4 protein-coding genes are annotated in these 6,158 nt (G+C 73.2%); 1 reads left to right on the forward strand and 3 read right to left on the reverse strand.

The features are described 5' to 3' along the window. A partial coding sequence (locus VOI19_RS12010; protein WP_323793198.1) for a UvrD-helicase domain-containing protein occupies positions 1–1,709 on the reverse strand: 1,709 nt, incomplete at its 3' end. After that, positions 1,709–5,083, reverse strand: a complete 3,375-nt coding sequence (recC, locus tag VOI19_RS12015) for an exodeoxyribonuclease V subunit gamma (RefSeq protein ID WP_323793199.1) — start codon at positions 5,081–5,083, stop codon at positions 1,709–1,711. The genes recC and VOI19_RS12010, both read right to left, overlap by 1 nt. Before the next feature lie 140 nt (positions 5,084–5,223). Here recC and VOI19_RS12020 point away from each other — a divergent pair, with 140 nt between their 5' ends. After that, positions 5,224–5,466 carry a hypothetical protein gene (locus VOI19_RS12020; RefSeq protein WP_323793200.1) on the forward strand — a complete coding sequence of 81 codons (243 nt, stop codon included), beginning with the start codon at positions 5,224–5,226 and terminating at the stop codon, positions 5,464–5,466. A 38-nt stretch (positions 5,467–5,504) separates the two neighbouring features. On the opposite strand, the gene VOI19_RS12025 is transcribed toward VOI19_RS12020, so the two are convergent. Beyond that, complete coding sequence (locus VOI19_RS12025) at positions 5,505–5,999, reverse strand: PGPGW domain-containing protein (RefSeq protein ID WP_323793201.1); 495 nt, start codon at positions 5,997–5,999, stop codon at positions 5,505–5,507. Positions 6,000–6,158 lie beyond the last annotated feature (159 nt).

The raw sequence follows: 6,158 nt of genomic DNA on the forward strand, positions 1-6,158 counted from the left end.
ATGTGGCGCTCGCCGCCCCGCCAGGCCAGCACGCGCTCGCCCATGCCGGCGACCAGCGCCGACTCCAGGACGGCGGCCAGACCGCGTTCACGGGCCCGGTCGGCCCACTGGCGCAGGGTCTGGGCGATGTCGTCGGTGAGGGCGTCGCCCCCCGCTGCGAGTTCGGCGGCGCCGAGGCCGAAGAACATCGTGCCAGCGGCGGCTCGCACGAGCCCACTGCGGTGGGGCTGCTCGAAGGCCTCGAGGAGGCAGAGCCAGTCGGCTGCGGCCGGGGAGGAGAACACGTCGGTGTCGCCGGTGTAGACCGCGGGGACGCCTGCGGCAGCCAGTGCGTCCCGACAGGCCCGGGCATCCTTGTGGGACTCGACGATGACCGCGACGTCGCCCGCGCCGAGCCGTCGGTCGTCGTAGGTGGGCTGCGTGGCGAGGAGCTGCTGGATGTCGCGGGCGAGGTCCTCGGCGATCCAGGGGCGCAGGTCGTCCATCTTGATGGTGCTGCGCTTGGAGAGGCCGAAGACGTCTCGCCCGACGAGTCGGAGCCGCACCGGGGCGCCACGCTCGCCGGCCCCCGAGAGCCGGTGACCTGCGTGGTGGGTGTCGACCGGTCGCACGACGATCTCGGAGTGACCCAGGGCCGCCCCGCGCAGCAGCACCTGGAGTCGCTCGACCAGCGGAGCGTCGCTGCGCCAGTTGGTGCCCAAGGTCAGCTGCTGGTCGGCGCGACGAGCCGCGCGGAGGTAGGTGCTGATGTCGCCGCCACGGAAGGCGTAGATCGCCTGCTTGGGGTCGCCGATCAGCACCACCGTGGCGTGGCCCACGAAGGCGCGCTCGATGACGTCCCACTGCACCGGGTCGGTGTCCTGGAACTCGTCGACCATCACGATCTTCCAGCGGCGTCGCATCCGGTCGCGCGACGGCGCGTCGGGGTCGGCCAGGGCGGTGGCGAGGCGCCCGAGGAGGTCGTCGAAGCCCAGGATCCCCAGGCGTCGCTTGCGTCGCTCGAGCTCGCCGACCACGTCGTCGGCGAAGGCCCGCCGGATCGCTGCGGGGGTGCCGGGCGGCGGGTCGACCGGGGTGAGCCTGGCTCGTGGGTTGCTGACGACGTCGCGGGCGAGGAACACGGCATCGGCGCGCGACAGCACGGGAGTGTCGGGATCGTCGCCGAAGCGCTGGAGGTAGAGGTCGTCGACCACCTCGCCGATCAGCTCGTCGAGGCTCTCGACCAGGGTGAGGGAGGCGTCGGAGTCGCCGGCGACTCCCAGCGAGGCGAGCACCACCTGGCAGAACTGGTGGGTCGTGGCGATCGTTGCGGAGTCGAAGGACGCCAGGGCGTCGCGGAGCCGGTCGTGGCGCTCGACGAGCGCGGACGCGGGCCCGGTGCACAGGTGCCGGACGAGCGCATCGTCGCCCACCGAGTCGCTGACCGCGCCACCGCCCAGCACGACCTCGAGCGCGGAGGCTGCCCCCACGAGTGCGCCCCGCACACGTTCGCGGAGCTCCTGGCTGGCGGCACGCCCGAAGGTGATGAGCAGCATCTCGTCGAGCGTGGCGTGGCCCTCGGCGACGTAGCGGGTCACGAGGCCGGCCAGCGCGTAGGTCTTGCCCGTGCCGGCGCTCGCCTCGAGCACGGTGGTGGTGGGTCCGGACGGCAGGTCGCCGAGGAGGTCGTAGGCCGCCATCTCGGTCGAGGCGGGACGGTCGGTGGTCATCACAGGCTCCGCTCGTTGTCGAGCAACGGAAGCCACAGTCGCTCGGCCAGGACGGGCAGGGTGAAGTCGGGCCCGAGGGGTCCCGGCTCGAGGAGTCGGTCGAGCGGGGCATGCGGCCCCCAGACGCGCACCTGCCCGGGGTCGGCGTCCTCGCCGGGATACATCGCGCTGCGCCACTTCTTCGCCGCTGCGGCCGCGGCGTCGTCGCCGGCTCGCTGGTTGACCGCCCAGGCATAGCTGGTCTTGAGCGGCAGCGGCAGCGGCGCACGCCGGCCGGCGTCGTAGAGCGCGACGAGGTCCTCGAGCAGGCTCAGCGGTCCGTCGCCGCCCGGGGCGAGCAGTCGCTGCGCCGGGACGGTGCCGCGCGGGGGGCGTCCGATCGCCAGGGCCGTCCAGTTGTGGTCGTCGTCGTGGGCGGCGAGGGCGAGCAGCCGCACCCAGGCCTCGAGCAGGTGCTTGCCCGCCAGCTTGGAGTAGCCGACAGCGACCACGCGGTCGCCGTAGACCGGGGAGACCGTGCCGGTGAGGCGCCGGCCGTCGGAGAGCGTCACGTCGATGTCGTGAGCGCGGGCCGGCACCTGCCGGTGGGTCAGCGCCGCGAAGGCGAGTGCGGCAGCGCTGTCACGCACCGCGCCGGCCTTGCGCCACCCGAGTCGTCCCGGCGGCAGGTGACCGCGACGCCACTCGGCCTGGCGCGCATCGTCGGGGTGCACCAGACGCAGCATGTCGGCGAGCATCCGGTCGCCGACGCCCCACGACTCCAGCTCGTCGATCTCGATCGGCATGGCATCGACGAGGCCGTCGGTCTCCCACGGCAGCGTGACGTCCAGGGCGCGGAAGAACCCCTTGACGGGATCCTTGAAGAACGCCACGAGGTCGGCGAGGGCGACGTCGTCGCCCGGCGGGGCCGGTAGCGGTCGGGCCAGGAAGTCGGGGCGTGTGGGGCGGCTGGACACCGCTGCCCGGGCCGCCACGAGCATCGTGGGGTCGAAGGTGAAGGGGCTCCCGGGCACGCCCAGCGCTCCCGGGACGACGTTGCGTGCGTCGAAGGGCTGCAGAGGGTGCGAGACCACGACCTGCGCACGCACCGCCTGCTCGGTGGTGCGGTCGAGGACGTCGAGCAGCTCGCCGAGAGGCACGGCCGGCGGACGCGGCTGTCCGCTGTGCTCGTTGGCTCCGGTGTAGGTGACCACGAGGGTCTCGCTCGCGGCACCGATCGCGTCGAGGAGCAGCTGGCGGTCCTCGGAGCGGACGTCGCGCTCGCCGGTGACGGGGGTGCGGGCGAGGACGTCGTCGCCGTCCTGCGCCCCGAAGCGTGGGAACACCCCGTCGTCCAGACCGACCATGCAGACCACACGGTGTGGCACCGACCGCATCGGCACCATCGTGCACACGGTGAGGGTGCCGGTGCGGAAGCTCGCGCGGGTGGGTCGACCCGCCAGACGGCCGGCGAGCAACGCGCGGACGTCGGGGAGCCGCAGCGCGGTGGTGTCGCGGGCATCAGCCTGCGCCAGCACGGTGCGCAGCTCGCGCTGCAGGTGGCCGACCTGCCAGGAGTCGGCGTGCGCGACGGTGGTGAGCGACGTGACGCCGTCGACGAGCGTGGTGATCCACTCGCGCAGCGGGCGGGTGCCGGTGAGCCCGTCGGTGATCGAGACGAGTCGGTCGACGAGCTCGGCGAAGCGACCCGCCAGCTCGACCCGGTTGCTGCCGACGTCGTCCAGCGGCAGGGTCGCCCCGATCCAGCCGGCGGCGTCGTCGGAGAGCGCGACCCCCGCGAGCACCCGGTCGAGCCCGAAGCGCCAGGTGTTCTGCACGTAGTCGACGCCGTACGGCGCACGGTGCTCGGCGTCGAAGCCCCAGCGGATGCCGGACTCCCGGGTCCAGGTCGTCAGCGCGTCGAGGTCGTCGTCGCTGAAGCCGAAGCGACGGCGCACCGCGGGGTCCTGGGCGAGATCGAGCACGAGGCTGGCCTGCGCCCGACTGCCGGCCACGGCGAGCAGCTGCTCGGCGACCCCGAGGAGGGGGTTGGTGCGGCTCACGGCACGGTCGGCCAGCTGGACGCGCAGCCGGTGGGCCGGGTGCCCCCCGGAGACCACGTCGGCCAGCCCGAACCGCGCGGTGATCAGCGGTGCGTAGGTCTCGATGTCGGGACACATCACCAGGATGTCGCGCGGCTCGAGAGTGGGGTCGTCGGCGAGCAGCCCCAGCAGCACCTCGCGCAGGACGTCGACCTGGCGCGAGGCCCCGTGGCAGCGGTGCACCTGCACCGATCGGTCGCTCGCAGCCAGGGTGCGGCCGGCAGGCCGGACCTCGTCGGCCCTGAGGTCCGACTGCAGCCACCCGAGCAACGTGTCGGGCTCGGCTCCCCCGTCGCCGCCCCGTCGGCCGCCACCGACCTCGGGCTCGTGGGAGACGTCGACGACGCCCGCGGTGCCGGTCGAGGGCAAGGCTCGCTGGAGCTCGCGGAGGTCTCGGCCGAGCGTGGCGCTCAGCGGGTGGCCGACGAGCCGGTGACTGCGGTCGTCGGCTCTCGCGACGGTCCGGGCGTCGTCGTCCGGCAACGTCTCCGCGAGCGTCGTCCACAGGCGCGCACTGGGATGGGGCAGCCAGAGGTGCAGTTCGTGGTGCTCCGCGAGGGCGACGAGCAGGTCGATCTCGGAGCGCGGCAGACGCGTGTGGCCGAACAGCGAGACCCGCGCCGGCAGGTCGATGGGGCCCTCGCGCAGCCGCTGCAGCGTGCTCGCCTGTCGCTCCTGCGGCGAGGGCGCGTCGACCTGCTCCCGGACCGCTCGCCACAGCGGCGGCTGCCAGGCCAGGTCGTCGTCGAGGGGCTCCCCCAGGCCGTCGGTGGCTGCGTGGTCGGACCAGTCGGCGAGCAGCTGCGGGCGCTGAGCGGCGTACGACGCCAGCAGACCCGCCAGCCGGCGCGCGACGCTGTAGCGCCGGCCCCGACGGAACTCGCGCTCCTCGCCCTCGTGGTGGCTGCCCAGGTGACGCGCGAGGGTGGCGGCCCAGGGCTCGTCGAGGCGGGTGTCGAGCACCTCGAGCACCGGCCACGCCAGCGCGTCGGGCGACCACGGGTCGTCACGCTCGGCTCCGAGGAGGGTGGCCACGAGCGATCGGGGCGATCGGAACTCGACGCCAGCACAGACCCCGTCGTCGGCGCCCTCGACAGCATCGCCGACGCCATCGCCCGAGGGGCCGCGGCCCAGTCGGTGCGAGAGCCGCTGGCTGAGCCACCGCTCGATGCCGGCGGCCGGCACCAGCACCAGCTCCTGGGCGAACGGATCGTCGAGGGGCACCGTCAGCAGGTCGCCGAGGGCATCGGCGAGCTGGTCGGTGCGCGGCGCGCGGTGCAGGTGGAGCGTCATCGGGAGCGACCCTAGACCGCTCCACCGACAGCGCCGCGAGATCCGGCCGCGCAGGTCGGACGAAGATCACAGCGCTTCCCCCTTGGATCGATCCAAAGAACCGCGCACACTGGAGACACACCCCCGACGAAAGGCCTTCCATGCGCCTGATCGATGAGCTCAACGACCTGCACGCCTCCTACGTCGACGCGATCAACACCGCCGTGGCGCATGACGACGTCGCCGCCGCCGAGCGCCTCGCCGCCGAGTACGACGACGCGGCGATCACCCTGGTCGCCGAGCGGGAGGGCAAGACCCACCTGCTGCCGCTCCAGCGCGGAGCGGTCACCGACACCCCGCTGCGCCGCCTGGTGGCGCGGCTGCGCGCGACCCGCGCCGCCTGACCTCGAGCTGCGGCAGAGCCCGGTCAGGCCCGCACGGCTCAGTCGCGCTGGGACAGCTCGTCGTACTCCCGGTCGGCTTCCTCGATCTGGCGTCCGAGTGCCTGCACGGACTCGGGCTTGCCGTGGAAGCGTCGGTAGGAGTAGATGAGCAGGCCGATGGCGATGAACCCCGAGACGATCTGGGTCGTCGCGGTCGCGATGCCGCCCGGCAGCCACAGTGCGTCGGAGAACGACCACCAGTCGGGCACGGGCGGGTTGGCGATCCACAGGGCGCCGGCGGCGAACAGCAGTACGACGCCCACCACCGAGGCCACGATCCGCGAGATCGACGCCACGCTCTCGGCTGCGGCCTTGAGGGCGCGGTACTTGATCGGAGCCAGACGACGCTCGGCCCACTCGTACTGCTGAGACAGCACGGCCATCGCGGCGAAGATCATCAGCAGCCCCGGCCCCGGAAGCACCAGGGCGGCGATGCCGGCCACGAGCAGGGTCCAGCCGACGGCCTCGAGCCCAACTCTCTTGGCGATCTTCATGACCCGAGCATCCCAGACGGGTGGTCACCACGGGTCGAAGCGACGCGATCGATCACGAGCCGTACGTCGCCAGGTAGGTCCGTCCGGAGTCGTCCAGGCGTCCGAGCGCCTCGGCCCGTCGAGCCCACTCGACCGACATCGACAGGAAGCGCAGCGGGT

Source organism: Nocardioides sp. (assembly GCF_034670285.1).
Lineage (GTDB): Bacteria > Actinomycetota > Actinomycetes > Propionibacteriales > Nocardioidaceae > Nocardioides.